The sequence below is a fragment of the Pectobacterium aquaticum genome, from assembly GCF_003382565.3.
GTDB lineage: Bacteria > Pseudomonadota > Gammaproteobacteria > Enterobacterales > Enterobacteriaceae > Pectobacterium > Pectobacterium aquaticum.
This window is the reverse complement of the sequence record NZ_CP086253.1, coordinates 3,566,798-3,590,971: the sequence shown is the minus strand read 5'-3', so window position 1 is coordinate 3,590,971 and position 24,174 is coordinate 3,566,798. Positions and strand designations below refer to the sequence as shown.

Annotated in this window: 24 protein-coding genes and 4 pseudogenes; 17 read left to right on the top strand and 11 right to left on the bottom strand. The window is 52.5% G+C overall.

Going from position 1 to position 24,174, the window contains the following annotated elements; translation table 11 throughout:
- The first annotated feature begins 74 nt into the window (after positions 1 to 74).
- Positions 75 to 1,058: a quinone oxidoreductase gene (locus tag DMB82_RS16665; protein WP_116163298.1), complete on the top strand. Its 984-nt coding sequence runs from the start codon at positions 75 to 77 to the stop codon at positions 1,056 to 1,058.
- A gap of 390 nt (positions 1,059 to 1,448) precedes the next feature.
- On the opposite strand, the gene pspG is transcribed toward DMB82_RS16665, so the two are convergent.
- The 4 genes from pspG to DMB82_RS16645 all read right to left on the bottom strand — a co-directional run bounded on the left by pspG (position 1,449) and on the right by DMB82_RS16645 (position 4,781).
- Complete coding sequence (gene pspG, locus DMB82_RS16660; protein ID WP_010279209.1) at positions 1,449 to 1,721, bottom strand: envelope stress response protein PspG; 273 nt, start codon at positions 1,719 to 1,721, stop codon at positions 1,449 to 1,451.
- A gap of 165 nt (positions 1,722 to 1,886) precedes the next feature.
- Positions 1,887 to 2,909: a tRNA dihydrouridine(20/20a) synthase DusA gene (dusA, locus tag DMB82_RS16655; protein WP_116163300.1), complete on the bottom strand. Its 1,023-nt coding sequence runs from the start codon at positions 2,907 to 2,909 to the stop codon at positions 1,887 to 1,889.
- A 346-nt stretch (positions 2,910 to 3,255) separates the two neighbouring features.
- Positions 3,256 to 3,912: a DsbA family protein gene (locus DMB82_RS16650; protein ID WP_116163302.1), complete on the bottom strand. Its 657-nt coding sequence runs from the start codon at positions 3,910 to 3,912 to the stop codon at positions 3,256 to 3,258.
- Positions 3,900 to 4,781: an MBL fold metallo-hydrolase gene (locus tag DMB82_RS16645; protein WP_116155448.1), complete on the bottom strand. Its 882-nt coding sequence runs from the start codon at positions 4,779 to 4,781 to the stop codon at positions 3,900 to 3,902. The genes DMB82_RS16650 and DMB82_RS16645 overlap by 13 nt, the downstream gene beginning before the upstream one ends.
- Before the next feature lie 107 nt (positions 4,782 to 4,888).
- On the opposite strand from DMB82_RS16645, the gene DMB82_RS16640 reads away from it, so the two are divergent.
- The gene (locus DMB82_RS16640) at positions 4,889 to 5,797 is read left to right on the top strand and encodes a LysR family transcriptional regulator (protein WP_102117282.1); all 909 of its coding nucleotides are present in this window, start codon (positions 4,889 to 4,891) and stop codon (positions 5,795 to 5,797) included.
- Positions 5,798 to 5,829: 32 nt separating this feature from the next.
- Here DMB82_RS16640 and DMB82_RS16635 read toward each other — a convergent pair whose 3' ends face one another.
- The gene (locus tag DMB82_RS16635; protein ID WP_102117281.1) at positions 5,830 to 6,753 is read right to left on the bottom strand and encodes a LysR family transcriptional regulator; all 924 of its coding nucleotides are present in this window, start codon (positions 6,751 to 6,753) and stop codon (positions 5,830 to 5,832) included.
- Positions 6,754 to 6,903: 150 nt separating this feature from the next.
- Between DMB82_RS16635 and lysA the strand changes: the two genes are divergently transcribed.
- Positions 6,904 to 8,166, top strand: coding sequence for a diaminopimelate decarboxylase (gene lysA / locus DMB82_RS16630; RefSeq protein ID WP_116163304.1), 1,263 nt, complete (start codon positions 6,904 to 6,906; stop codon positions 8,164 to 8,166).
- A gap of 24 nt (positions 8,167 to 8,190) precedes the next feature.
- Here the strand turns inward: lysA and DMB82_RS16625 are convergent, their stop codons facing one another.
- A complete protein-coding gene (locus DMB82_RS16625; RefSeq protein WP_116155451.1) occupies positions 8,191 to 9,204 on the bottom strand; it encodes a LacI family DNA-binding transcriptional regulator in 1,014 nt (337 codons plus the stop codon).
- Between the two features lie 131 nt (positions 9,205 to 9,335).
- Complete coding sequence (locus DMB82_RS16620; RefSeq protein ID WP_116155452.1) at positions 9,336 to 9,680, bottom strand: PTS lactose/cellobiose transporter subunit IIA; 345 nt, start codon at positions 9,678 to 9,680, stop codon at positions 9,336 to 9,338.
- Positions 9,681 to 9,966: 286 nt separating this feature from the next.
- Between DMB82_RS16620 and DMB82_RS16615 the strand changes: the two genes are divergently transcribed.
- From DMB82_RS16615 to DMB82_RS16575, 9 genes and pseudogenes are all read left to right on the top strand, one after another.
- Positions 9,967 to 11,304 (top strand): PTS sugar transporter subunit IIC, encoded by a 1,338-nt coding sequence (locus tag DMB82_RS16615; protein ID WP_116155453.1) that lies wholly within the window; start codon positions 9,967 to 9,969, stop codon positions 11,302 to 11,304.
- Positions 11,305 to 11,328: 24 nt separating this feature from the next.
- On the top strand, positions 11,329 to 12,765 hold the full coding sequence (locus DMB82_RS16610; RefSeq protein ID WP_102117276.1) for a glycoside hydrolase family 1 protein: 1,437 nt from the start codon (positions 11,329 to 11,331) through the stop codon (positions 12,763 to 12,765).
- Between the two features lie 29 nt (positions 12,766 to 12,794).
- On the top strand, positions 12,795 to 13,112 hold the full coding sequence (locus DMB82_RS16605; RefSeq protein ID WP_014916549.1) for a PTS sugar transporter subunit IIB: 318 nt from the start codon (positions 12,795 to 12,797) through the stop codon (positions 13,110 to 13,112).
- Positions 13,113 to 13,202: 90 nt separating this feature from the next.
- On the top strand, positions 13,203 to 13,970 hold the full coding sequence (locus tag DMB82_RS16600; RefSeq protein ID WP_102117275.1) for an FCD domain-containing protein: 768 nt from the start codon (positions 13,203 to 13,205) through the stop codon (positions 13,968 to 13,970).
- A gap of 2 nt (positions 13,971 to 13,972) precedes the next feature.
- Positions 13,973 to 14,446 (top strand): GNAT family N-acetyltransferase, encoded by a 474-nt coding sequence (locus DMB82_RS16595; RefSeq protein ID WP_116155454.1) that lies wholly within the window; start codon positions 13,973 to 13,975, stop codon positions 14,444 to 14,446.
- Positions 14,447 to 14,850: 404 nt separating this feature from the next.
- Positions 14,851 to 17,022 (top strand): bifunctional acyl-ACP--phospholipid O-acyltransferase/long-chain-fatty-acid--ACP ligase, encoded by a 2,172-nt coding sequence (gene aas, locus DMB82_RS16590; RefSeq protein ID WP_116163320.1) that lies wholly within the window; start codon positions 14,851 to 14,853, stop codon positions 17,020 to 17,022.
- Positions 17,019 to 18,248, top strand: coding sequence for a lysophospholipid transporter LplT (gene lplT, locus DMB82_RS16585; RefSeq protein WP_102117274.1), 1,230 nt, complete (start codon positions 17,019 to 17,021; stop codon positions 18,246 to 18,248). Before aas ends, lplT begins: the two co-directional genes overlap by 4 nt.
- 17 nt (positions 18,249 to 18,265) lie before the next feature.
- On the top strand, positions 18,266 to 18,721 hold the full coding sequence (locus DMB82_RS16580; RefSeq protein WP_102117273.1) for a GNAT family N-acetyltransferase: 456 nt from the start codon (positions 18,266 to 18,268) through the stop codon (positions 18,719 to 18,721).
- A 140-nt stretch (positions 18,722 to 18,861) separates the two neighbouring features.
- Positions 18,862 to 19,216, top strand: a pseudogene (locus DMB82_RS16575) (IS1 family transposase); the annotation flags it as partial.
- 68 nt (positions 19,217 to 19,284) lie between these two features.
- On the opposite strand, the gene DMB82_RS16570 reads toward DMB82_RS16575, so the two are convergent.
- From DMB82_RS16570 to DMB82_RS16555, 4 genes and pseudogenes are all read right to left on the bottom strand, one after another.
- Positions 19,285 to 19,800 carry a GNAT family N-acetyltransferase gene (locus DMB82_RS16570; RefSeq protein WP_102117272.1) on the bottom strand — a complete coding sequence of 172 codons (516 nt, stop codon included), beginning with the start codon at positions 19,798 to 19,800 and terminating at the stop codon, positions 19,285 to 19,287.
- Between the two features lies 1 nt (position 19,801).
- A complete protein-coding gene (locus tag DMB82_RS16565) occupies positions 19,802 to 20,068 on the bottom strand; it encodes a type II toxin-antitoxin system TacA family antitoxin (protein ID WP_039355529.1) in 267 nt (88 codons plus the stop codon).
- Positions 20,069 to 20,377: 309 nt separating this feature from the next.
- A pseudogene (locus tag DMB82_RS16560) lies at positions 20,378 to 20,532 on the bottom strand (type II toxin-antitoxin system RelE family toxin); the annotation flags it as partial.
- Positions 20,522 to 20,698, bottom strand: a pseudogene (locus tag DMB82_RS16555) (type II toxin-antitoxin system Phd/YefM family antitoxin); the annotation flags it as partial. The pseudogenes DMB82_RS16560 and DMB82_RS16555, both read right to left, overlap by 11 nt.
- Between DMB82_RS16555 and DMB82_RS20820 the strand changes: the two are divergent.
- From DMB82_RS20820 to DMB82_RS16535, 5 genes and pseudogenes are all read left to right on the top strand, one after another.
- A pseudogene (locus tag DMB82_RS20820) lies at positions 20,698 to 20,916 on the top strand (STM2901 family protein); the annotation flags it as partial. The pseudogenes DMB82_RS16555 and DMB82_RS20820 overlap by 1 nt on opposite strands.
- A gap of 348 nt (positions 20,917 to 21,264) precedes the next feature.
- The gene (abiEi, locus tag DMB82_RS16550) at positions 21,265 to 21,810 is read left to right on the top strand and encodes a type IV toxin-antitoxin system AbiEi family antitoxin (protein WP_102117271.1); all 546 of its coding nucleotides are present in this window, start codon (positions 21,265 to 21,267) and stop codon (positions 21,808 to 21,810) included.
- On the top strand, positions 21,794 to 22,711 hold the full coding sequence (locus DMB82_RS16545) for a nucleotidyl transferase AbiEii/AbiGii toxin family protein (protein WP_116163306.1): 918 nt from the start codon (positions 21,794 to 21,796) through the stop codon (positions 22,709 to 22,711). The genes abiEi and DMB82_RS16545 overlap by 17 nt, the downstream gene beginning before the upstream one ends.
- Before the next feature lie 206 nt (positions 22,712 to 22,917).
- Positions 22,918 to 23,409, top strand: coding sequence for a YhfG family protein (locus tag DMB82_RS16540; protein ID WP_039491059.1), 492 nt, complete (start codon positions 22,918 to 22,920; stop codon positions 23,407 to 23,409).
- Positions 23,402 to 23,986, top strand: a complete 585-nt coding sequence (locus DMB82_RS16535) for a putative adenosine monophosphate-protein transferase Fic (protein ID WP_102117269.1) — start codon at positions 23,402 to 23,404, stop codon at positions 23,984 to 23,986. The genes DMB82_RS16540 and DMB82_RS16535 overlap by 8 nt, the downstream gene beginning before the upstream one ends.
- Positions 23,987 to 24,174: the final 188 nt, after the last annotated feature.

The window sequence follows — 24,174 nt, the reverse complement described above, 5'->3', positions numbered from 1 at the left end:
ATACCTAAACTTCAAGATACAAGGGTATACGTATTATAGAGAGACAACGAACCTGTCACGATTAAGGAGATAACATGGCAAAACGCGTTCAGTTCCGAGCTTATGGTGGCCCAGAGGTTCTGCAATATGTGGATTTCACACCTGCCGACCCCGCTGCGGGAGAGGTTCAGGTTGAGAATCGCGCCATCGGCATTAATTTTATCGATACCTATATTCGCAGCGGCCTGTATCCGGTGCCTGACTTACCTTCCGGTCTGGGAACCGAAGCGGCGGGCGTCGTGACGAAAGTTGGGGCAGGGGTTAGCGTGCTGAAAGTCGGCGATCGCGTCGTTTATGCGCAGTCCGGGTTAGGGGCGTATAGCGAAGTGCATAACGTGGTGGCGGAGAAAGTTGCGCTGCTGCCGGATGCCATCAGCTTTGAGCAGGCAGCGGCCTCTTTCCTGAAAGGGCTGACGGTTTACTATCTGCTGCGCCAGACGTATGAAATCAAGCCAAATGAAGTCTTCCTGTTCCATGCGGCGGCGGGTGGCGTTGGGTTGATTGCCTGTCAGTGGGCGAAGGCGCTAGGGGCGAAGCTGATCGGGACGGTGGGTTCCGATGAGAAGGCGGAGCGGGCAAAACAGGCGGGTGCCTGGGCGACCATTAATTACCGTACCGAGAATATTGCGCAGCGCGTCGCGGAACTGACCGATGGGCAGAAGGTGGACGTCGTGTATGACTCGGTTGGGAAAGATACTTGGGAAGCCTCGCTCGATAGCCTGCGCCGTCGCGGACTGATGGTCAGCTTCGGCAATGCGTCGGGGCCAGTGACCGGCGTCAATCTGGGGATTTTGAACCAGAAAGGCTCGCTGTACGTCACGCGTCCGTCGCTGTTTGGTTACGTGACGAACCGCGCCGAACTCGAACAGGCCAGCAATGCACTCTTTTCACTGATCGCCAGTGGAGCAATTACGGTAGACGTGCCGCAGCATCAAAAATTTGCGCTGGCGGATGCGCAAGCGGCTCATCGGGCGCTGGAAAGCCGCAGTACGCAGGGCTCCTGCCTGCTGATTCCCTAATATTTGTTTCTGAAAAGCAAAGGGCTTCCTGTTAGGAAGCCCTTGCCGTTCGCCAATTTCATCAGACTGTATGTAGGGTACAGCGTGGTGATCGTCACGAAAGTGCCGCTGTGCGGCTATTATTTCCCTGACGACGATGAAATCGTGTGGCTTTTTGCCACAGTGCTTGCTTACCCGTGTAAACAATATTGGGGTATCAAACAGTAGCGCCATCCTAGCAGCCACATCTGGGAAAAAATATCTGCTGGCGCACACTTTTGTACTAAAACAGGTCATATTAAAATAATCCGTATTAAAACAAGCCGTAGTAAAACAAGTTGATGTTAAACACGGCGTTGCCCGTCATTTTTGTGCGCAACTCATTTTCGTGTAACCCAGATTTTTCTGGCATTACCACTCATTTCCGTTGCGCTGGCGATAGGTGTATTTGCGATAGGTATAGCGGTGCGAGTTGTAGACAGGTCGTCCGCTAAATTTGCGCCACAGCCACACCGCCGCGACGGCCAAGATCAGCCACGGCAGTACCTTTATCGCGATGCTAAACAGCCCACCGATCAACATAAAAAGGGACGCCACAAACAGTGCAGCAATCACGCCCAGCAGTGACACGCCCGTCAACATCAGCATGATAAAAAAGCCAATAACGAAGAAAATTTCCAACATGGTGTGCTCCTGTAGCGGTTAAACCGCAGAGAAAAGTTCTGCGTGCCACATAAGCTATAACAAGAATCGTGCCAAGATGTGCCGCTGGTAAGTGATTGATTTACCAGCGGCGTCAGGAAGAGAAATGAAAGAGTGTTGATGAAAAACACTAACTGTTAGTATTTTTTAAACCAGATTAACCAGCGCCAGCGCACGCTCTACCACCGCAGCGTCAGCACCGGGTTTGTGGGCGTTTTCACTCAGATAGCGTCGCCACTGACGCGCACCGGGGATGCCCTGAAACATGCCGAGCATGTGGCGCGTGATGTGGCCTAATGACGCGCCGCCAGAGAGTTCGCGCTCGATATAGGGGTACATGGCTCTTACCACACCAGCCAGATCCGGCGTGGCGGTGTCGATGCCAAATAGCTCACGGTCGACCTGCGCCAGAATACCGGGATTCTGGTAAGCCTCACGCCCCATCATCACGCCGTCCAGATGCTGTAAATGCGTTTTGGCTTCTTCCAGCGTTTTGACGCCGCCGTTGATGGCGAGGGTGAGCGCTGGAAAATCGCGCTTGAGCTGGTAAACGCGCGGATAGTCCAGCGGTGGAATCTCCCGATTCTCTTTCGGACTCAGGCCCGATAGCCAGGCTTTGCGCGCGTGGACGATAAAGGTATCGCACTCGCCGCGTTCGGCGACGGTTTGAATAAAGTCGCACAGGAATTCATAGCTGTCTTGATCGTCAATGCCGATGCGGGTTTTCACCGTAATCGGGATTGAGGTACTGTCTTTCATCGCCTTGATGCAGTCCGCCACCAGTGCCGCTTCGCCCATCAGGCAGGCACCGAAACGACCATTCTGTACACGGTCAGACGGGCAACCGACGTTCAGGTTAACTTCATCATAGCCACGCTGCTCTGCCAGTTTGGCACACTGCGCCAGCGCTTGCGGATCGCTACCGCCGAGCTGTAGCGCCAGCGGGTGTTCTTCTTCGCTGTAGGCCAGATAGTCGCCTTTACCGTGAAGAATCGCGCCTGTCGTTACCATTTCGGTATACAGCAGCGTCTGGCTGCTCAACTTGCGAAGAAAATACCGGCAATGGCGATCGGTCCAGTCCAGCATCGGCGCGATGGAGAAGCGGTTAAGGCGAGAAGCGCGAGAGTCGGTGAATACCGTGTGGTGTGTACCTGATTTTACGTCGGTCATGGTTTGTCAGTTATCGTTTCGTGTGTCTGGCGGTGTGGTCTGAGGTTATCTTTGCTGGCGCTGACTATAGCACAGGGAGCGGGCTGTGACTGCTCGCTATCTTACTCTGCATCTGTGAAAACGCGTCCTGCATACACGATAACCTGAGATCAAGAAGTATGAATCACGACGTGAGTTGCGTATTACGAGGGTTGGATCCGGCTGTGTCCTGTGTTCGAACACGCGACTTTACGTCGGTACTGAGCAGAGGGAAGATCTCAAAGATCAAATCAGATTCAGGCGTCATCGGGAACGAAAAAGGGAGCAGGCCGTTGGCGTGCTCCCTTATTAAGGTTGATGTGGATGCTTATGCGGTCGCGTGGTTGACCCTCTGTGCCAGCACCTTGCGCCATGCGTCTACCTGACCGAGGTAGTTTGCCGCTGGGATTTGCTGGAAATTCCCGTTAGCGTCTTCCAGCGCAAACGTGGGGAAGCCTTGTCCACGTACTTTTGCCAGTAATTCCCGGCTAGCGCTGATGTGTTTTGACAGCGTTTCTGCCTGAATAATGGTGAACTCGGTGCTGAACGTATCACCATCCAGACCGATCGCTTCTGCACATTGACGTAGCACGGCGGCGTCGGCGATTTTTAGCCCAGAAACGTAATGCGCCCGCTCGATCTGGTGCAACATCGCCATGCCTTTGTCAGCCATCGCTTCTGCCGCGAGTACGGCAGCTGTTGGCGGCGCGGAATCCAGCACGACGCTGGTGTCGCGCAGCAGCCCTTCGTAATAGGCTTCCCCGAAGGTCTGCCCGGTCATTTGCGCAATGCGACGATCGTGGGGGATCACGTAATCATGCCACTCGGGGGTGATGGTGCGGCTATTGCTGCCCGTCATCATACCGCCGCCGTGGAGGATCAGATCCAACCCGTCAATCTCCTGCGCGGCCAGCGCGAGTGGGGCGGCGCCGTAGCACCAGCCGCACAATGGATCGTAAATATAATGCAGTCTTACTGTGGCCACTTCATTTCACCTTTCAGGACTTTGGCGCTCAGTTCAAGACCCGATTCTTCTTTCAGGGTCGGGTAGTGTTTTTTCATTGCGGCGATCAGTTCGGCAGAATCTTTCGCTTTTGCCAGCTCTTTTTCCACCGTATCCAGATATTGCAGCGTAAACGTCACGTTTTTCAAGGTGTAATCCGTTGGCGCGATAAAGTGACCCGGCACGACGGTGGTTGGCTTCAGCGCTTCAATGGATTTCAGCGTGTCACGCCAGTGCACGCGAGATTCTGGCGTTTGGGTATCGGCAAGCCAGACGTGGATGTTGGCAGATACCGGAACACCGCCGACCACGGCTTTTAGCGAAGGGATCCAGACGTACGTGCGATCCGGCGTTGGCCCTTTCAGACCTTTCACTTCCAGCTTTTTGCCATCAATGGTAAAGCTATCGCCTGCCAGTGCTTGAGGAACCACGATCTCTTTCGGCGCGTTTTCTTTCAGAATTGGGCCCCAGTGTGCCACTTTGCCGTCTTTGCTGGCGTTAATCGCATCGATGGTCGCCTGGGTCGCAACGATTTTAGCGTCTGGGAACGCGGCTTTAATCACGTCCAGACCGAAATAGTAGTCAGGATCGGAGTGGCTGATATAGACGGTCGTCAGTTTTTTCCCGGTGGTTTTGATGCGATCAACCAGCGTTTGAGCATCGTTACGCTGGAATTGCGCATCGATCAGCGCGACTTCTTTATCGCCGCTGATAATTTCAGAAGAAACGGGGAACATACTGGCTTCACCTGGATTAAACACGTCGATGTTTAACTCGGCGGCGTTAGCCGCAGAAGCCAGACTCATTGATGCCGCGAGTAAAGAAACAGTAAAAACGATAGATTTAGACATGGTGATACTCCACAGGTAGGACAGAAAGTGGGTTCATGTTATGTTGCATTAATCGTACGAAAAACCGCAAAACGGGCAATTGTTTGTTGCATAAAACGGACTAATTTATGGATCGTATAACGGCAGCCGAAGTGTTTGTGACTATTATAGACCGCGGTAGCATGATCGCGGCGGCGGACACGCTGGACATGTCCCGGGCGATGGTGACGCGCTATCTGGCGGAGATGGAAACGTGGGCGGGGGCGCGATTATTGCACCGCACCACGCGCAAGCTGAGCCTGACGGATGCCGGTGAAAAAACGCTGGCGCGCTGTCGGGAGATGCTGGCGCTGACGGCGGATATGCGCGTCGAGGCCGATACCGACGATGCCACGTTAAGCGGTTTGCTGCGCGTCAGCTGTTCGCAATCGCTGGCGCAGGGCGCGCTCGGTATGGCGATAACCGCTTTCCTGCGGCGGCATCCTCGGGTCGCTATCGATCTGCAAATGAATAACCGAACGGTGAATCTGGTCGAGGAACGTATCGATCTGGCACTGCGCATCACCAACGAACTGGATCCCAATCTGATTGCCCGACCGCTTTCACGCTGTGAGTCGGTGCTGTGTGCATCGCCTTCTTATTTGAATGAGCATGGTATTCCACGACAGCTGACCGATCTCTCGATTCATAACTGCCTGACCTACACCTATTTCGGCAAAAGCCTGTGGCATTTTTCCCGCGATGATGAAAAGTTTACGATTCCCGTTAGCGGTAACCTGAGCGGCAATGAGTCGCTGGTGCTGCTGGCCGGTGCGCTGGAAGGCGCGGGCATCGCGCTGCAACCGCGCTATTCGGTGGCGCCGTATCTCGCTAACGGACAACTGGTGGCGCTGCTACCGGAATACCGTCCGCAGGCGATGGGGATTTATGGTATTTACACCTCGCGCCGCCAGATGCCCGCCGCGCTGCGTACCCTGTTGGATTTTCTGGTGGACTGGTTTGCTCACGATCCCCGCTGGCGGGTGTTAGCGCTGTAATTGCTGAAGTGAGCCGACCCAAGGCTGGAATATTACTGCCGCAAGACCAGCTCCAGACGTGAAGGCACGCCGGCGGCGTACTGCTTGAGTTGATCAATCACGGTATCGACCAGCGCCGAAGCAGGGCGGTGCAGTGGACGAATCAGGCTGACCGTAAAGGGCACGTCGATGCTGAAAGGCCGCACGACGACGCCGGAAGCGGCATAATCCAACGCGGTGAGCGGGTTAACGATCGACAGCCCGATGCCCGCCCGCACCATCGCACACACCGATGCCGCGCTGTGCGTTTCCAGTACCATCCGGCGCGACACACCTTGTTCCTGAAATAGCTTGTCCAGCAACTGGCGATAGCTGTCGGCGCTCGACAGGCTGATAAAGGGTTCATCGGCAAAATCCTGCGGCGTGAGTACCGCTTTTTGCGCCAGCGGATGCCCAGCAGGCAGTACGCACACTTCATTGAGTAACATCAGCGTTTGCCGCTCGGTACCGGCTGGCGTGAGGCTGTTTTCCGTTAGGCCCAAATCGTGGCGCTGGGCTGACAGCCATTCTTCCAGCAGCGGCGATTCTTGCGGAATGATGTGCAGATTAAGCAGCGGATAACGCGCCAGCAGCGGTTTGCAGGCATCAGGTAGCAGCGACTGTGAGAACACGGGCAGACAGGTAATAGAAAGTTGTGCCTGCTGAAAACGGCGAATATCGCTGGCGGCGTTGATGATCCGATCCAACCCATAATAAGAGCGCTGGACTTCTTCAAACAGCTGTAGCCCCTGTGCGGTGGGGTAAAGCCGGCCGCGCAGTCGCTCGAACAGCGTCATCTGAATCAGTTTCTCGAAGCGGGCCAGCTCACGGCTGACGGTCGGCTGCGACGTGTTCAGCAGATCCGCCGCTTCTGTCAGATTCCCAGTGGTCATGACTGCATGGAAAATCTCGATATGTCGTAGGGATACTGCCGCCATGTCGCCTCCTTCATTTATTTTTATAAACCATCAGTTTGATAAACCATATCAGAAATGAATAGAGTCTGCCTAAAACGATATTTGTGTGCCCGTTGGGGTATTTTTATAGTGATTGCCTATCACCTTTAATCCTGAAACTCGGTAACTTTTATGCCACACGATCTGAATGACGTAACCCATGCTCTGAACGCGCAAAGCCTACGTGAACTGCCCGCCCGCTTTGGTTGTCCGGTTTGGGCCTATGACGCGCAGACCATCGTTAGCCGCATCGCCCAACTGCGCCAGTTCGACACAATCCGCTTCGCACAGAAGGCGTGTTCCAACACGCATATTTTGCGCCTGATGCGTGAGCAGGGTGTGAAAGTGGATTCGGTATCGCTGGGGGAGATCGAGCGTGCGCTGATTGCGGGGTTTGTTCCGGGTACTGACGATCATGAGATCGTGTTTACCGCCGATCTGCTGGATCGTCCGACGCTGCAACGCGTTTCCGAACTGAACATTCCGGTGAACGCCGGCTCGGTCGGTATGCTGGAACAGCTCGGGCAGCAGTCACCGGGGCATCCGGTGTGGCTGCGTGTGAATCCAGGATTTGGTCATGGTCACAGCCAGAAAACCAACACAGGCGGCGAGAACAGCAAGCACGGTATCTGGTACGGCGATTTGCCGCTGGCGTTGGCGCATATTCAACGCTATCAGTTGAAGCTGGTGGGGATCCACATGCACATTGGTTCCGGCGTTGATTATGGCCATCTGGAACAGGTGTGCGAGGCGATGGTGCAGCAGGTTGTTGAACTCGGTCAGGATATCGAGGCGATTTCAGCGGGCGGCGGGCTGTCGATTCCCTATCGCCACGGCGAAGAAGCGATTGATACCGAACACTATTACGGGCTGTGGAACGCGGCGCGTGAGAAAATTGCCGCGCATCTTGGTCACCCAGTGACGCTGGAAATCGAGCCAGGACGTTTTCTGGTCGCAGAATCCGGCGTGCTGGTGGCGGAAGTGCGGGCGATAAAATCTATGGGGAGTCGCCACTTTGTGCTGGTCGATGCCGGATTTAACGACCTGATGCGTCCGGCGATGTACGGCAGCTATCACCATGTTTCTCTGCTGCCGGGTGATGGCCGCGATATCAGCCAGTCCACGTTGCGCGACAGCGTGATTGCCGGGCCGCTGTGTGAATCCGGCGATGTGTTTACCCAGCAGGCGGGCGGCGGCGTAGAAACGTTCGCGCTGCCGGATGCACAGGTTGGCGATTATCTGGTTTTCCATGATACCGGTGCGTACGGCGCATCCATGTCCTCGAACTACAACAGTCGTCCGCTGCTGCCGGAAGTGCTGTTCGAAAACGGTGAACCGCGCTTGATTCGCCGTCGCCAGACGTTGGAAGAGCTGCTGGCGCTGGAAGCGCTTTAATCGGGATTGAGAAAAAGGGGCGTTTTACTTAGCGTAATACGGCCCTTTCTGTACCGACTCGCGGATTTTTAGTTCGCCGGTGAAGGGCTGTAGCGGGTTGACGTCTTTGCCCGCGATCAGATCCAGCACTTGCGTAATCGCGGTAGCGGCCATCTCTTCAATCGGCATGTAGACGGTGGAAAGTGAAGGGTGCAGGTAAGTGGCGCAGGGCTCGTCGTCAAAGCCGAAGACGGAGACATCCTGCGGTAATTTTTTCCCCGCCTCGTACAGCGCTTTCATTGCGCCAATCGCCATGTGATCGTTGCTGACAAACAGCGCACTAAAACTGATGCCGCTATTCAGCAACTGGCGTGCAGCCTGATAACCGCTGGCGACCATACTGGTGCCATATGCCACTCGGCGCGGTTCAAGCGCGATCTGGTGAGCGGTTAATGCCTGCTGATAGCCCGCGAGCCGCGCCTGCGCCGTCGGTGTTTGCATGGGGGCGGTGATAAAGGCGATCTCGCGGTGGCCTTGTTCGATCAGGTAATTCACCACGTCAAACGCGGCCTGCTGCTGGCGGAAGAAAATGCAGCGCTCTCGCGCCTGTGGCAGATCGCGATTCATCACGATCATCGGAATGGTCAGCGTGTCGAGCAGCGTCATGAGGTCCGATTCGGACATATAACGGGTATAGAGAATAATGGCGTCACACTGCCTGTCTGACAGTAGTTGCACCGCGCGCTGCTCATCTTCCGGCGTATCGTGCCCGTCTGTCACGATCAGGTGTTTACCGTTGCTTTCTGCGATATCCGTAGCACGGCGCAGCAGGCGACCAAAATAGGGGCCGTTAAAATTGGAGATAACAAGACCAATGCTGTTTGAGGTACGGCGAGCCAGCGAACGCGCCAAAAAATTAGGACGGTAGCCTAGCTCCTCCATTGCCTGAAATACCGCATCGCGTGTTGTCTGTTTGACCTGACCCGTGCCGTTTAGCACTCTGGAGACGGTCGCTTTAGACACGCCTGCACGTCTTGCCACCTCAAGCATGGTTTTCATCGCTGCACCTTAATTGAGTATGATGACGGGCTAAACGCCTATCCATCCCTGTTACGAACGTCGTATGACATATTACCACAGGCATATTGTTGGATTTAACGCCTGATGTTCGTTTCTCAATTAGATTTTTGTCAATTTTGTGATGCAGCCATTTCACGGCGTAACAAGACAATCTCTTCCGCCAAATCCCGACATAGCATGGCGGTCATCAGATGATCCTGTGCATGTACCATGATCAGGTTGACGGGCACCTTGCCTTCCCCTTCGTCCAGACCGATCAGCCGTGTTTGAACGCGGTGAGCCGCACGCGCCGCATCTTGTGATGCCGCGAGCAGATCGTCAGCCTGTTGCCATTCCCGTTGGCGCGCCGCCTGAATGGCCATCATGGCGTTTGAGCGCGCTTCACCCGCATTAATCAGCAGCTCCATCACGGTTTGTTCCATATCGAATGCAGGGATGTTTTCTGTGTCTTTCATCGTAGGTGTCCTTATCGCAGTCAGGAAAGCAGCCCAAGTTGGTTGAGAACTTATGTGGCTGAGAATTTATGTAGTCAAGAATGCATGGTATGCCAAAAATCACATTTTCATCATATTGGAATTCCAATATCGTCTTGTGAGAATCATGTCACAGAAAAATAATTCATTATGGTTGATTTTTGGTATGCCAAACGCGAAAGCGCGGTACCTGCATTTACCCTGCGCGTAACGGCCATCCCGCGTGTCACACGCGATATAACAATATGATGATGAAAGAGGTGGTGTTATGTCACTTAAGGACCAACTGATTGATTCATTGGGCTCCTTTGCCAATAAATTTAACAGTCTGCGTTACATTATGGCGATTAAGGCATCCTTTATTACGCTGATGCCTGTCATTATCGTCGGGGCGTTTTCCGTTCTGATTTCCAACATGGTGATGGACCCGAAAAATGGTCTGGCCAGTTTTTCTATGTTTTCGTTTCTGGCTGAACTTAAACCGATTATGAGCGGCATTAACTACGCCACGCTCAGCTTTCTGACTATCGGTGCCGTCTTCCTGATTGGTATCGAGCTTGGGAAGATTAACGGTTCACGCGGGCTGTTTCCCGGCCTGCTGGCGGTGATCTGCTTTATTGCCGTCACGCCAACCACGATCGAAATGGCCGTCAACGGGCAGATGATGGTGGTGAAAGACGTGCTGGCGAAACAGTTCTCCGATACCAAAAGCCTGTTTCTGGGGATGTTCATCGCCATTCTGTCTGTCGAAATGTATACCAAGCTGCAAAATATTGATCGGTTGCAGATTAAAATGCCGGACAGCGTGCCGCCCAACGTCGCCGCCTCTTTTTCCGCGCTGTTTCCCTCCATTATCACGGTGGTTGCGATTGCCACCTTTGGGTTTGTGTTTCACCGCGTGACGGGCATGTATCTGTATGATGCCGTTTATAAAGTCGTACAGCAGCCGCTGGAATCCGTAGTGCAAAGCCTGCCCGGTTTGCTGGTGCTGATGTTTGTCGCTCAGCTGTTCTGGGTGATCGGGATTCACGGCAACCAGATGATTAAACCGATTCGTGAACCGCTGCTGCTGGGGGCGATTGCCGTCAATATGACCGCGTTCGAGCAGGGGCATGAGATACCGAACATTATCACTATGCCGTTCTGGGATGTGTACATGAGCATCGGGGGTTCCGGCCTCACCATTGGCCTGCTGCTGGCGGTGATGATTGCCTCTAAACGCAAAGAGATGAAAGAGATCGCTAAAATTTCTTTCGGCCCCAGCGTGTTCAATATTAATGAGCCGGTAATTTTTGGTATGCCGATTATGCTCAACCCGATTCTGGCTATTCCCTTCATTATCACACCGTTAGTGACGGGCACGATTGGCTATTTCGCCACCAGTATGGGGTTTGCGGGCAAAGCCGTGGTGATGGTGCCGTGGACGACCCCGCCGATCATTAACGCCTGGCTGTCGACGGCGGGATCGATGGGAGCGGTTGCGACACAGATCGTATGCATCATCGTCGCGATGCTGATCTATCTGCCGTTTGTCAAAGTGGCGTCCCGTCGTGCTGAACTGGCGCAGTTGGAAGCAGAAAAGCAGGCCGCAGCGGAAAAAGCCTGAAACGGACGAGAAGAGAGGTAACGCATGAGTAAGGTTGCACTGACTATTCCACCCGATTTTATTCTGGGCGCGGCGGCATCAGCATGGCAAACGGAAGGATGGAGTGGCAAGAAAGCTGGGCAGGATTCTTATCTGGATCTCTGGTACAAGCAGGATCGTCAGGTCTGGCACAACGGCTACGGCCCAGCGAAAGCGACGGACTTCTTTAATCGCTATCGGGAAGACGTGGCGTTGATGAAGCAGGCAGGGCTGACGCACTATCGTACGTCGATCAACTGGTCACGCTTTATGCTGGACTATGAGAAAGGCATCGTCGATGAGGAGTACGCGGCCTATATCGATAACCTGCTGGATGAAATGCACCGGCAGGGGATCGAGCCGATGATCTGCCTTGAACATTACGAGCTGCCCGCCTGCCTGCTGGAGAAGTATCAGGGCTGGTCATCCAAGCAGGTGGTGGAGTGGTTTGTGCTGTACGCCGACGCGGTTTTCGCCCGCTATGCCGGGAAAGTGAAGCGCTGGTTTACCTTCAATGAGCCGATTGTGGTGCAGACGCGCGTTTATCTGGACGCGCTACGCTACCCTTATGAACAAAACACGCATACCTGGATGCAGTGGAATCACCATAAAAATCTGGCGACGGCAAAAGTGGTGCAGCGGTTTCGGCAGCAGGGTTATCACCGAGATGGCGGTTCGATCGGCGTGATCCTCAATCCCGAAGTCACGTATCCGCGATCCCGTGCGGCGCACGATGTAAAAGCGGCGCACCTTTACGATCTGTTCTATAACCGGGTTTTCCTCGATCCGGCGTTAAAAGGGGAATATCCGGCGGAGCTGGTGGCGCTGCTGGCGCAGCATCAGGTGAAGTGGGATTACACGGAAGAAGAGCTGGCGATCATTCGGGACAATACGGTCGATGAGGTAGGGATCAACCTGTATTACCCGCATCGGGTCAACGCGCCCAGCCGCGAGTGGAACAAAGAGACACCGTTCCATCCGGCCTATTATTACGAGCATTTTGAGCTACCGGGGCGTCGCATGAACACTTCGCGCGGCTGGGAGATCAATCCCAAAATCATTTACGACATGGCAAAACGCATAGAGCGCGACTACGGCAATGCGCCGTGGTTTGTGGCGGAAAACGGTATCGGTATTGAGAACGAGGCGCGCTTTAAAGACGACGCGGGCGTGATTCAGGACGATTACCGCATCGCGTTTATTGCCGAGCACCTGTACTGGACGCTGAAGGCGAAGGAAGAGGGCGCAAACTGCCGCGGCTACATGCTATGGGCATTTACCGACAACGTCTCGCCGATGAACGCGTTTAAAAACCGTTACGGACTAATTGAAATCGATCTGGAACAGGATCGGCAACGGCGGCCGAAAAAATCCGCCGCCTGGTTTCGTCAGCTACACGACACGCGTCGGCTTGAATTGACGCTGGATGATGAAGAGAAATAGGTGCAGATAACCAAAATGAGGAACGGAATATGAAAAGAATCGTACTGGCCTGCTCAGCAGGAATGTCGACCTCACTGGTGGTCACCAAGATGGAAAAGGAAGCGGAAACGCGGGGAATGGAACTGAAAATCTACGCGATCCCAGAGCAAAACTTGCGGGATGAGCTACAGGAGTTCGGCGGCGACATTATTGCGGTTCTGCTGGGGCCGCAGGTGCGCTTCAAGCTTAACGAAAATAAAAAGCTGACGGACAGCTACCAGATTCCTATCGCAGTGATCGATCCTGTCGCCTACGGCACATTAAATGGCGCAAAAGTACTGGATCAGGCGCTGAGTTTGGTAGACTAATGCCCCGCTACGACGTCAGTACGTGGCTGGGTATATTCGGTGCGGGCCTGACGTCCGCATCTAGGGCGACAGTGCATGTAGGGTGAAAGCGTGGCGAAGGATGTAGTTCTGCAAGAGAAGAAGCAATATCAGGAAATCGGCTGTGATTTGCGTCAGAAGATTCAGTCAGGGGATTACCCCGTCGGATCGCGCCTTCCTCCTGAACGAAATATTGCGGAAACCTATGGCGTTAGCCGGACGATAGTGCGCGAAGCGCTACTGATGCTTGAACTGGAAGGCACGGTCGATATTCGTCAGGGCTCTGGGGTTTATGTCTTGCGTATTCCCGATGAAGACGACGCGGCAGAGGGTGGAAAAAACCATATCGGCGCCTTTGAAATGCTACAGGCTCGTCAACTGCTGGAAAGCAACATTGCGGCGTTTGCGGCACGTATGGCAACGCGTGCGGATATCGAAAACCTGCGTAAGACGCTGGAACAAGAGCAGGCCGCGATTGCCGTAAAAGATTACCGTGGCGATTTCGATCGCCTGTTCCATCTGCAAATTGCCGGTGCGACGCAAAACCAGATGCTGCTGGAAACGGTCAGCAATATCTGGGCGTGCCGTGACGATAACGCGCTCTGGCAGCAGCTTTATACGCACGTTGGGACGCAGGGCTATCGTCTGAAATGGCTGGCGGATCATCAGGCTATTCTGGCGGCACTGCGGCGTCGCGATGTGTCTGGTTCTTATCAGGCCATGTGGCAGCACCTCGAAAATGTCAAAAATACGCTAATGGAAATCTCTGACGCCGATGCGCCCGAGTTTGACGGCTATTTATTTGATTCTGTACCGATTTTTCAAGGGAAGCTGGTGTAATCATGGCGGATGTTCCTAGCGTAAAGATTGTTTATCTGGCGGATCATCCTCAGCATCAGGAACAGGTGATTGACTGGATATGGCAAGCATTTGGTAGCCAGAACAGCCGTGAATTCTTTGCCAGCGTGGTGCGTAATAGCCTGAACCCGGCGGCGCTGCCGCTGACGTTTATCGCGCTGGAGGGCGAGTGTTTAGTCGGGACGGTAGGGCTTTGGCGCTGCGATTTAATCAGCCGGCAGGATTTGACGCCCTGGCTGGCATCGCTGTACGTGGAAGAAAGCCAGCGTGACAAAGGGTTAGGTCTGGCGTTGCAACAACACGTATTGGATTTCTGCCGCCGTCAGGGCTTTGACGATCTTTATCTGTTCGCCACGTTTAGCGGCTATTACGAAAAACACGGCTGGCGTTATATCGGTGATGGGCTGGACTACCCGGACAAAGCCGTGCGGCTGTATCACCAGTCGTTATCACGCTAGAAAAATGCGCGAAAAGGCACTGCCTTACATGATTCACCAGAATCTTACAGTTGGTTGCACTTATAGAATAACTCTTTCGATTCATCGCTGGTGAAGAGCGGTGACGATCCTTAGAGTGACAAGTCCCAGAGGTATTGATTGGTGATATATCGATGTGCTCTGTACATTGAAACCATTTGATTACACCAACCTACGCGGATGCGTAGGTTTTTTTTTGCCTGAATTTCCCGCTTTCGTTATCTCCAGCCATTTTCATGCGATGTGAATGCTGTGCTGTTGGCAATCTTCACGTTCAGCCGCGTACCCATCACTTGAAGTATGATATGTATGTAGTATTTTGACGTATCGCTTGGTGGTTTATGCGTTTCAGCAAGCTGCCGTTTATCTGTCTATTGGGAGAAGGCATGATTCATACCCTGTTACGTTGGGTGTTCCAGCGTCTGTACCGCATCCGGATCGAGGGCGACAGCAGTCAGTTTCAGCAATCCAAATTGCTCATTACCCCCAATCACGTCTCTTTCCTTGATGGCGTTTTGCTGGCGTTATTCTTACCGATAAAACCCGTCTTTGCCGTGTACTCCTCCATTTCCGACCGCTGGTTTATGCGCTGGCTAAAACCGTATATCGATTTCGTGCCGTTAGATCCCACTAAGCCTCTGGCAATCAAAGGACTGATCAAGGTGATCGAACGCGGCCAGCCCGTCGTGGTTTTCCCTGAAGGGCGTATCAGCGTCACCGGATCGCTGATGAAGATTTACAGCGGCGCAGCGTTTGTCGCGGCGAAATCGGGGGCAACGATCATCCCCGTGCGCATTGATGGCGCAGAGTTCACGCCCTTTGGTCGGCTGGCGGGCGTCTTTAAACGCCGCTGCCTCCCACAGATTACGATCACCTATTTGCCGCCGACCACATTGCCGATGCCGGAAGCCAGCAGTGCCAGAGAACGCCGCGCGCTGGCCGGTGAGCACTTGCACCAGATTATGATGCAGGCGCGGATGGATACGCGCCCGCAGCACACGCTGTATCAGGCCTTTCTGGCGGCGAGAACCCGTTACGGGCGGCATTCTCCCAGCATTGCCGATATCTCATTCAATGAAGACAGCTATCAGGGCTTATTGAAAAAATCGTTGGGCGTGTCGCGCATTTTGCAGCGCTTCACCCGCGCCGATGAACATGTCGGCATGCTGTTGCCTAACGCAACCATTACCGCCGCATCCATCCTGGGCGCATCGCTGCGTAACCGTATTCCTGCCATGCTGAACTACACCGCGGGTGCGAAAGGGCTACAAAGTGCGATGAAAGCGACGGGGATCAAAACCATCGTCACGTCTCGCCAGTTTCTTGAAAAGGGCAAGTTAACCGATCTGCCGAAGCAGGTTAACGAGGCCAACTGGGTCTATCTGGAAGATTTGAAAGACACCGTGACGCTGACGGATAAGCTGTGGATCCTGTTTCATTTGCTGTTTCCTGCCCGCGCGATGCTGCCGCAGAAACCTGACGATGCGGCTATCGTGCTGTTTACCTCCGGCTCCGAGGGAAATCCGAAAGGTGTCGTGCATTCCCATGACAGCCTGTTGGCTAATGTCGAGCAGATTCGCACGGTGGCGGATTTCACGCCGCGCGACCGCTTTATGTCCGCGCTGCCGCTGTTCCATGCGTTTGGCCTGACGGTGGGGCTGTTAACGCCGCTAATGACTGGCGCTCGCGTGTTCCTCTATCCCAGCCCGCTGCACTATCGCATTGTGCCGGAGCTGGTTTATGACCAGAACTGTACTGTGCTGTTTGGGACGTCAACGTTCTTAGGCAACTACGCGCGCTTTGCCCATCCGTATGATTTCGCTCGTCTGCGCTATGTGGTTGCCGGGGCGGAAAAACTGTCTGAAACCACGCGTCAGGTTTGGCAGGACAAATTTGGTATCCGCATTTTGGAAGGATACGGTGTGACCGAGTGCGCGCCAGTGGTGGCGATCAACGTACCGATGGCGACGAAAATCCATTCCGTCGGCAAGCTGTTGCCGGAAATCGAATCGCGCTTGATTACGGTGCCGGGCATCACGCGCGGTGGACGTCTGCAACTGCGCGGGCCGAATATCATGAAAGGCTATCTGCGGGTGGAAAACCCCGGCGTGCTCGAAGCGCCTGCGGCAGAAAACGCACAGGGCGAGTTGCAGCAGGGCTGGTATGACACCGGTGATATTGTCGAACTGGATGAAAGAGGCTTCTGCACCATCATCGGCCGCGTGAAGCGCTTTGCCAAGCTGGCGGGGGAGATGGTGTCGCTGGAAAGCGTGGAACAGCTGGCGGTGAAGGTGTCGCCGGAAGCGCAGCATGCCGCCAGTGCGAAAAGTGACAGCAGCAAAGGCGAAGCGCTGGTGCTGTTTACGACGGACAACCAGATAACCCGTGACGCATTGCTTGCGCAGGCACGCAGCAGCGGTGTACCGGAACTTGCGGTGCCGCGCGATATTCGCTATGTGAAAGCCTTACCGTTACTCGGCAGCGGCAAGCCTGACTTTGTCACGCTGCGCCAGATGGCCGAAGAGTCCGTCACCAACGCGTCGGAGCACAATGCATGAGTCAACAGACTGAACCCGCGACGCCTTTGCTGTCGCGCAGTATGAGCGCGGTGATTATCGCGCAGTTCTTCTCCGCGTTTGGCGATAACGCGCTGCTGTTTGCCACGCTAGCGCTGATCAAACAGTTGGTGTATCCCGACTGGAGCCAGCCGTTTTTGCAGATGGGGTTTGTCGCCGCGTACATCATTCTGGCACCGTTTGTCGGGCAAATTGCGGACAGCTTCTCCAAAGGGCAGGTGATGATGTTCGCCAACACCCTGAAGCTGGCGGGTGCGCTGCTGATTTGCGTGGGCGGAAATCCGTTTCTGGGATACACGCTGGTGGGCATTGGTGCTGCCGCTTATTCACCGGCGAAATACGGCATTCTGGGTGAGATCACGCGCGGCGATCAGTTGGTCAAAGCGAATGGTCTGATGGAAGCCTCGACGATTGCGGCGATCCTGACCGGTTCCGTCGCTGGCGGCGTGCTGGCGGACTGGAACATTTACGGGGCGCTGTCGGTTTGTGCGGTGGCTTACGGCATAGCGCTGGGGGCGAACATGCTGATTCCTCGTCTCAACGCGGCACGACCGGGGCAGCCGTGGCATCCGGTGCAGATGGCGAGCAGCTTCTTTTCCGCCTGTCGGGTGCTGTGGCGCGATGGTGATGCCAGGCTGTCACTGATTGGGACCAGTATGTTCTGGGGCGCCGGCGTGACGCTGCGCTTTCTGCTGGTGCTGTGGGTGCCGCATGCGCTCGGCATCACCGACAATGCCACACCAACGTTGCTTAATGCGATGGTCGCCGTGGGTATCGTGGCGGGAGCCGGTGCGGCTGCGAAGCTGGTAACGCTCGATAGCGTGCGGCGCTGCCTGCCTGCTGGATTCCTGATTGGCGTAGTGGTGGTGATTTTTACGCTTCAGCACAACCTCATGAGCGCCTATTCCTTGCTGATTCTGCTAGGGGCGCTAGGAGGGTTCTTCATTGTTCCGCTGAATGCGCTGTTGCAGGTGCGGGGGAAGGCCAGCGTCGGGGCGGGGAATGCGATCGCCGTACAGAATTTGGGTGAGAACGGCGCTATGCTGTTAATGCTGGGGCTCTATTCTCTGGTGGTGAAACTGGGTGTGTCGGTCATCACCATCGGGATTGGCTTTGGCGCCTTGTTTGCGCTGGCAATTGCGCTGCTGTGGGCATGGTTGATTCTGGCTAAGCGCCGCGATCGTTCCGTTGGCGTAGGTAAAGAATAAACGAATAGGAAGTAGCAATGAGTCTTATATGGCATGACTGGGATGTGGCAGACCTTAACGTGTATTCACTGCATGACATATTGGCGCTGCGCAATCAGGTATTCGTGGTCGAGCAAACCTGCCCCTATCTGGACATTGATGGCCGCGATCTGGTGGACGGCAATCGCCATATTACGGCGTACCGTGATGGCAAGCTGGCCGCGTGCGCTCGGATGCTCGCGCCCCATCCGAACAACGATGTGGTGACGATTGGGCGCGTGATTGTCGCGCCGCATGCCCGCGGGCAACATCTTGGGCACCAATTGATGGAACACACGCTGATTGCCTGCGCACGCCACTGGCCGCAAAAGCACCTTTTCCTGTCCGCGCAGGCTCATCTGCAAGCGTTCTACGGCGCATTTGGTTTTGTGGCGACCGGTGAGGAGTACGACGAAGACGGCATTCCGCATATTGATATGCTGTCAGCGTTTTGAAAATTAGGGATTCCTAAAACCTGGATTTAGCATTCTGTCAGTACCATAAATGTTTCGTGCGCATTGATTAATGCTGTTTTTTGGATAACGCATCCAATTCGTTGAATGTGATATATCATGCTCGCTTTTCAGGTTTTCTCATGGGCAGCGTTAATGTTCCTTGTCCCCGCTGTCAGTCTGCTCAGGTTTGTCGCCATGGTCATAATCCTAAAGGTCGTGACAGATTTCGCTGCCGTGACCGCCACCGCGTGTTTCTACTCACTTATACCCACGAAGCGCGCAAGGTGGGTGTCAAAGAACAGATCACCGAAATGGCTTTCAACGGCACGGGAGACGCGATACCGCGAGGACACTGAACATTGTTATCAACACCGTTATTCGCACGTTAAAAAACTCGCGCCGAAGCGAATAACATCCTCACCGATCGCTCATGCTGACGTGGTGCTTATCTGCGAACTCGATGAGCAATGGCGTTTTGTCGGCAGTAAAGCACTCTGATACGCATACAGCACCAAGACTGGCGGTGTACTGGGCTTGGGGAATCTAACGTAACATGATGCTATTCAGGCCAGTTCAAATGAAGCTAATTCTTTTAACAGGGTATGCGTGATAGGAAGATAAAGCGAATTAGGCTTACGTTGAAAGGCAACAAATCCATACTTCAGATAAAAATTCTTCGCAGCCTGATCTTTGGCATCGACATGTAAAGCCCATATTCCTGTCGTCGAGCGTGATACATTGAGGATCGCATCAACGAGTAATGAACCACCTATGCCTTTTCCTGCAAATTGAGAATCGACGGCAAGGCGGCCAAGTAACGCAGCAGGTACAGAAGGATAACGCGGGAGTTTCTTGGTAATCGTATCGGGAAGGCCGCTGATGTCGATTGCACTGGAAGACAATGTATAAAAGCCTGCCACGTTATTGTTTTCATCAACGGCAGCATAACATTTAGTAAAGCGTTCCCGGCTGTCCTGCCCTGCATACTTTTGCAGGTAGGTATTTAATTCAGGAACGCCACAATTAAAGTCTTTCTTGTTATGGCTTTTGGCAAGTAGCGTGTAGGTCAATAAGCTCATTTTATCTTCCCAGCGCTTTACGCCTTTTCATTGCGCCTAGTAATGCAGGGGAAACCGGCGATTCAGATAGTAGCGAGTCAGCAAATTGCTTTTGGTCTTCCATTGCCAGTCTCAGGATTGCGGTTTCCTCTACGGCTCTTTTAGCGGCTTCCTGCGTTGCTGTGATAATAAAATCCGTCATTGTACGGCCCTGTAACTCGGCGGCATGTTTGATCAATGCGTGGAGTTCCGAAGGGATGCGCGCTTCCAGTCTTGCGGTGGTAGGCATAGTCACCTCATATACATTATTCCGGCAAATTGCCGTACAAGTAGTATATAAAAGATACATGTCAAAAGATAGTCTGAGTATTTGCATTGAGGATGAGCGTGCTTACCTCAAAATAAAAAGATTTTGCACAAAACTGTTAACCCTCTTCACTAGTGATTTTATTTTTAATAATCAATAGATTAATGGGTTATGAGTGGGTGAACAGGTGACGAGTGACTCATCAACTTGATAGATAGGTTGCACAACAAAATAGCCGAGAGTTGAAAACTGTCCGCGTTTATAGTCGGTCTTTGGCTGCTTTATAAACTTCTTGTAGCAGTCAACCATTCCATGAAGTCGGTTGGCGGGAACGTGGGGATTTTGAAAACCTCTTTCAACTTTTTGGTGAACGGCTCCCGCACAGGTGCGCCCAGTTTCTTAAATTCTTTCAGTGCGTGCTCTTCAAACTCCAACTTATAACTCATCCAGATCGACCTTGACCCGTTTCCCCTTCATCCGGGAACGGGCAATGTTGGCAAGTTCGATATCTTCCTGATAATCGTCGGCCAGCGCTTCCCATGTTTCCGGGGAAACATAATAGCCAGAGATACGCCCGTTGGTTAACACGGCTACAGGTTCGCCGTTAGCTTCTTACAGCGGCGGCGCTGATCCTCTCAGGGCAACCTTATCTAAAGGTATCAGGGAAATTATCCGCCGCCACTGCGACGCCCGGAACGAGTGTGGCTTCCAAAGTATCACGAGCATTGCTCAGAGATTTACGTTTCCCTTATGGGCTAAGGCCGCTTACGCCTATGGGAAAAAATCTTGCGACATTGAAGATGGTTTCAACGAATAGGCCTAAAAGGTTCGGATTTAATTAGTTGACTTCGGACTTCACGGGACAAACTGAGGACACAAAAAAGCCCGCGCTGGGGGAATCTGAATATTAAACGTAACGTTATGATATTTATGTTTTAAATGTGAATTCAGACTTTGTTGGTATACCTAAATGTATACCAATACTGAAAAGTGATAGGGCTTTTTGCTAACGTTCTCACCCTGTGAAACCCACCTTTTTGTCACCTAAATCTATGACTATTCTTTGGTAAGTACACACGAATGTCATTTATTGATGTCATTCGTGTGTACTTGACGAGTGGTTTTTATTCAAGTATACGTGAATGACACAATTGTGTGGTTTTCATGTGGACTTATAAATGAACAGGATCACTGCTATTGAACGTTTAAACGCATTCGATAAGCAAGGGCGTTATGTCTTCACCTCCCGCGATTTAGCCAAGATTTTCCATGAGGATACGCCCAGAGCGTTTAATGCCGGGCTACATCGTTTGGTAAAAGATGGCATCCTGACCCGTGCTATTCGCGGCGTGTACGTTTATAACCATGCCAAAAGCAAAGATGCCTATACGCTTGAACGCATCGTGTTAGCGCTACGCCGTGGTGAATATAACTATCTTAGCCTCGAATCCGCCTTGTCTGAATATGGCGTGATTTCTCAAATCCCGATTGACCGGATCACGGTGATGACCACCGGACGTTCCGAAGAACATCAAACGCCTTTTGGGGTGATTGAATTTACCCATACCAAGCGGTCACCAGAGCAGATTTTGCAGGATACCTATTTTGGTCACTCCCCGTTACGGCACGCGACGAAGAAAACCGCCGTGAGAGATTTACGCCGCGTTGGACGTAATACCCATCTGATTGACGAATCGGAGCTATATCATGAATCAGAAAGTTAACTTTGCCGAACTGGTCAGCAAAGCGGTGGAATCAGCCGAGCTTGAAGGTTTACGCAATGTGGTGGAAAAGGAGCTTTTGCACTACGACATTCTCTACTGTCTTGATAGCGCGGGCTTGTTAGAACAGCTTACTTTTCAGGGGGGAACCTCATTAAGGCTATGTCATGGCGCAAATCGCTTCAGTGAGGATTTGGATTTTGCCGGTGGTGTTGCGTTTTCTGGCGCAGATCTAAAAAACATGAAAGCCTGTATTGAAGATTATCTGGGGAATCGGTACGGCCTTGAGGTCAACGTGAAAGAGCCAAATGAGCTACGGAATGAACCCGGCTATGAGGAAGTCCGTATTGACAAATGGCAGGTATCCGTGACCACGGCACCGGAAAAACGTGATATGCCGAGACAACGGATCAAGATTGAGATCGCCAATATTCCGGCTTATACCCGAGCGCCGATGACGCTAAAACGTAACTATGAGGTTTTACCCGATGGTTATTCCGATACGCTGGTCATGTGTGAAACGCTTAATGAAGTGATGTGTGACAAGCTGGTTTCGCTCGTCGCGACCACCAAATATATCCGCTACCGTGATGTTTGGGACTTACCGTGGCTGATCCAGCAAAACGCGACTTATGATATCGATCTGATTCATAAGAAAATACAGGATTACCGCATCCCGAATTATGATGAGCTACTGGCACAGCGCATAGAAAGCATTGATCAGGTTGTGGGGGATGGCCGCTTTAGCGCTGAAATGCGGCGATTCCTGCCACAAGCGGTATTTAATAGAACGTTAGGGCGGGAGGCATTCAGCCAGTATTTGAACGGTGAACTAAAAGCACTCTTAGGCTCGTTACAGCAAGCGTTAAAAGGAGAGGACGGAAAAGCGCCGTTCGTCATGTAATCGTCAGTAGCCAAAATAAAAAGATTTTGCACAAAACTGTTCACCCTCTTCACCTTTCATTTTTTATCTTTATTTTTAGCGAGTTAAGCGGTTAACAGTAAGTGAACAGGTGACGAGTCACTCATCACCCATGCAGGTAAGATACGTCTAGGCCGTAATTGTGGTACTCTTTATCGCATATATATGCGGATTAAAGGTGAAGGCACATGCGTTATGAAATGGCGGTACTCGCAGCTCTGGTACAAGAGGATTCTCCTAATACGCAATCTATCGTCACCGCTACGGGTATCTCTGAAAGAAAAGTACAGGACGTGTTAAACACGCTCCAGTCAACTATGGATATCAGCATTACACGAGTAAAAAATGGCAAGCGGCAAGCCTTGTCTATCGCGTCATGGGGCGTGTTTGGCGACGGGGAACGGCTGATCGAGAAACTGAAAAATACCGATCTGTTGATATTCAAACAACATCGTAAAATCACCACAAAAGCGTTGCCAAACAAAACGCGATCCTCGCGCATGGTGACGTTGGAAGAAAAGCGTGATTACTACAACCAGGTGAAACTCAAAAACTATCGGGACAGTATGCGTCTTGAAGGGTTTAGCGTTGAGGATGCTCCGCTTCCCGCTGACAAGCAGGAAAGGGATGCGCTGAGAAAAAATCTGATTGCTATGTATAAAGCGGGTGGCTATGTCTGATAAATACGGCTCAGGGCAAGATCCTTATACCTACCCCGATAGCGATGTTCTGATAAATAAGCTCGGCATCAACGATGACAGTCAATTCGATGATGCGGAGCGTCAGCTATCCGAACTGGCCGTTCTCGATATTGAATTTGAAGAGCCTCCCTACGATCTACATTATTGGTGTGATTTGCACGGGAAAATATTCGGGGATTTATTCGATTGGGCAGGAGAAATACGGCGTATCGATATTTCTAAAGGTCAGACACGTTTTTGCAACGTATCCCGTATTGCAATTGAAGCCAATAAAATTTTTATGCAGCTCTCCAATGATGATTTTTTACAAGGCCTTGAGCGTCCGGCTCTAATCACTCAGTTAGCTGAATATTATTCAGATTTAAATGTGGTTCATCCGTTTCGGGAAGGCAATGGACGTTCTCAGCGTTTATTGTTCGAGCATATGATTATCAATTGTGGCTATGGTGTCTCTTTCGAAAATATCGGCGTTCAGAAATGGTTAGCGGCTAACGTGGCCGGATACCACGGCAATACTCAACCATTAGCCGATATTTTTGAGAAAAGTATTCTCTGACCTCTCCAATAAAAAATTTTTCACGAAACTGTTCGCCCTCTTCATCACAGAGTTTTATTTCTACTAATCAATAGATTGCTGGGTGATGAGTCGGTGAACAGATGATGAGCCACTCATCACCTTGATAGATAGGTTGCACAACAAAATAGCCGCGAGTTGAAAACTGTCCCCGCTTATAGTCGGTCTTT

Coding starts and splice junctions, on each gene's coding strand:
- lysA (WP_116163304.1), top strand. CDS start 6,904: ATGCCACACGATCTGAATGACGTAACCCATGCTCTGAACGCGCAAAGC.
- DMB82_RS16625 (WP_116155451.1), bottom strand. CDS start 9,204: ATGAAAACCATGCTTGAGGTGGCAAGACGTGCAGGCGTGTCTAAAGCG.
- DMB82_RS16645 (WP_116155448.1), bottom strand. CDS start 4,781: ATGTCTAAATCTATCGTTTTTACTGTTTCTTTACTCGCGGCATCAATG.
- DMB82_RS16665 (WP_116163298.1), top strand. CDS start 75: ATGGCAAAACGCGTTCAGTTCCGAGCTTATGGTGGCCCAGAGGTTCTG.
- DMB82_RS16545 (WP_116163306.1), top strand. CDS start 21,794: ATGAATCAGAAAGTTAACTTTGCCGAACTGGTCAGCAAAGCGGTGGAA.
- DMB82_RS16565 (WP_039355529.1), bottom strand. CDS start 20,068: ATGCCTACCACCGCAAGACTGGAAGCGCGCATCCCTTCGGAACTCCAC.
- DMB82_RS16605 (WP_014916549.1), top strand. CDS start 12,795: ATGAAAAGAATCGTACTGGCCTGCTCAGCAGGAATGTCGACCTCACTG.
- DMB82_RS16570 (WP_102117272.1), bottom strand. CDS start 19,800: ATGAGCTTATTGACCTACACGCTACTTGCCAAAAGCCATAACAAGAAA.
- pspG (WP_010279209.1), bottom strand. CDS start 1,721: ATGTTGGAAATTTTCTTCGTTATTGGCTTTTTTATCATGCTGATGTTG.
- DMB82_RS16610 (WP_102117276.1), top strand. CDS start 11,329: ATGAGTAAGGTTGCACTGACTATTCCACCCGATTTTATTCTGGGCGCG.
- aas (WP_116163320.1), top strand. CDS start 14,851: ATGATTCATACCCTGTTACGTTGGGTGTTCCAGCGTCTGTACCGCATC.
- DMB82_RS16615 (WP_116155453.1), top strand. CDS start 9,967: ATGTCACTTAAGGACCAACTGATTGATTCATTGGGCTCCTTTGCCAAT.
- DMB82_RS16580 (WP_102117273.1), top strand. CDS start 18,266: ATGAGTCTTATATGGCATGACTGGGATGTGGCAGACCTTAACGTGTAT.
- abiEi (WP_102117271.1), top strand. CDS start 21,265: ATGAACAGGATCACTGCTATTGAACGTTTAAACGCATTCGATAAGCAA.
- dusA (WP_116163300.1), bottom strand. CDS start 2,909: ATGACCGACGTAAAATCAGGTACACACCACACGGTATTCACCGACTCT.
- DMB82_RS16595 (WP_116155454.1), top strand. CDS start 13,973: ATGGCGGATGTTCCTAGCGTAAAGATTGTTTATCTGGCGGATCATCCT.
- DMB82_RS16535 (WP_102117269.1), top strand. CDS start 23,402: ATGTCTGATAAATACGGCTCAGGGCAAGATCCTTATACCTACCCCGAT.
- DMB82_RS16640 (WP_102117282.1), top strand. CDS start 4,889: ATGGATCGTATAACGGCAGCCGAAGTGTTTGTGACTATTATAGACCGC.
- DMB82_RS16635 (WP_102117281.1), bottom strand. CDS start 6,753: ATGGCGGCAGTATCCCTACGACATATCGAGATTTTCCATGCAGTCATG.
- DMB82_RS16540 (WP_039491059.1), top strand. CDS start 22,918: ATGCGTTATGAAATGGCGGTACTCGCAGCTCTGGTACAAGAGGATTCT.
- DMB82_RS16620 (WP_116155452.1), bottom strand. CDS start 9,680: ATGAAAGACACAGAAAACATCCCTGCATTCGATATGGAACAAACCGTG.
- lplT (WP_102117274.1), top strand. CDS start 17,019: ATGAGTCAACAGACTGAACCCGCGACGCCTTTGCTGTCGCGCAGTATG.